The sequence below is a fragment of the Acinetobacter lwoffii genome (assembly GCF_022967985.1).
In the GTDB taxonomy this organism is placed as follows: domain Bacteria; phylum Pseudomonadota; class Gammaproteobacteria; order Pseudomonadales; family Moraxellaceae; genus Acinetobacter.
The window spans coordinates 1-1,000 of the sequence record NZ_JALJVC010000051.1; the positions used below are offsets into that span (position 1 = coordinate 1).

General features: G+C 52.5%; 2 tRNA genes and 2 rRNA genes. All 4 read left to right on the plus strand.

The window, feature by feature from the left end:
* Positions 1 to 84 (plus strand): 16S ribosomal RNA (locus MWG72_RS15405); the annotation flags it as partial.
* A gap of 92 nt (positions 85 to 176) precedes the next feature.
* Positions 177 to 252: transfer RNA gene (locus tag MWG72_RS15410), tRNA-Ala, on the plus strand.
* A gap of 29 nt (positions 253 to 281) precedes the next feature.
* Positions 282 to 358, plus strand: a tRNA-Ile gene (locus MWG72_RS15415).
* A gap of 226 nt (positions 359 to 584) precedes the next feature.
* Positions 585 to 1,000 (plus strand): 23S ribosomal RNA (locus tag MWG72_RS15420); the annotation flags it as partial.

Genomic DNA, 1,000 nt, shown 5'->3' on the forward strand with positions numbered 1-1,000 from the left:
GCGCTTGCCACGGTGTGGCCGATGACTGGGGTGAAGTCGTAACAAGGTAGCCGTATCGGAAGGTGCGGCTGGATCACCTCCTTTTGAGCAAAGACAGCATCGTCCTGTCGGGCGTCTTCACAAAGTACCTGCATTCAGAGAATCACAACGGCCAGGCCGCTGTGAATGTCCCTTTTGGGGCCTTAGCTCAGCTGGGAGAGCACCTGCTTTGCAAGCAGGGGGTCGTCGGTTCGATCCCGACAGGCTCCACCATACTGGGCCATGTACCGGAAGAGTCTTCCGGGTCTGTAGCTCAGGTGGTTAGAGCGCACCCCTGATAAGGGTGAGGTCGGTAGTTCGAGTCTACCCAGACCCACCATTCTCTGAATGACGCATACATTCGATCTTATATACGCATCAGCACTGTGGCTGGTACGTGTTCTTTTAAAACTTGTGACGTAGCGAGCGTTTGAGATGTTCTATCAGACGTGTCGTGAGGCTAAGGCGAGAGACATAAGTCTCTTTATTAATTGAGTCGTTATATTCGTATCCGGGCTTTGTACCCCCGGGTCAAATATATAACCCAAGGCAACTTGCGGTTATATGGTCAAGCGAATAAGCGCACACGGTGGATGCCTTGGCGGTCAGAGGCGATGAAGGACGTGGCAGCCTGCGAAAAGTATCGGGGAGCTGGCAACAAGCTTTGATCCGGTAATGTCCGAATGGGGAAACCCACCCGCTTGCGGGTATCCTGCAGTGAATACATAGCTGCTGGAAGCGAACCTGGTGAACTGAAATATCTAAGTAACCAGAGGAAAAGAAATCAACCGAGATTCCGTAAGTAGCGACGAGCGAACGCGGACTAGCCCTTAAGCTGATTTGGTTCTAGGAAAACGCTCTGGAAAGAGCGGCCATAGAAGGTGATAGCCCTGTATCTGAAAGGGCCATTTCAGTGAAGACGAGTAGGGCGGGGCACGTGAAACCCTGTCTGAACATGGGGGGACCATCCTCCAAGGCTAAA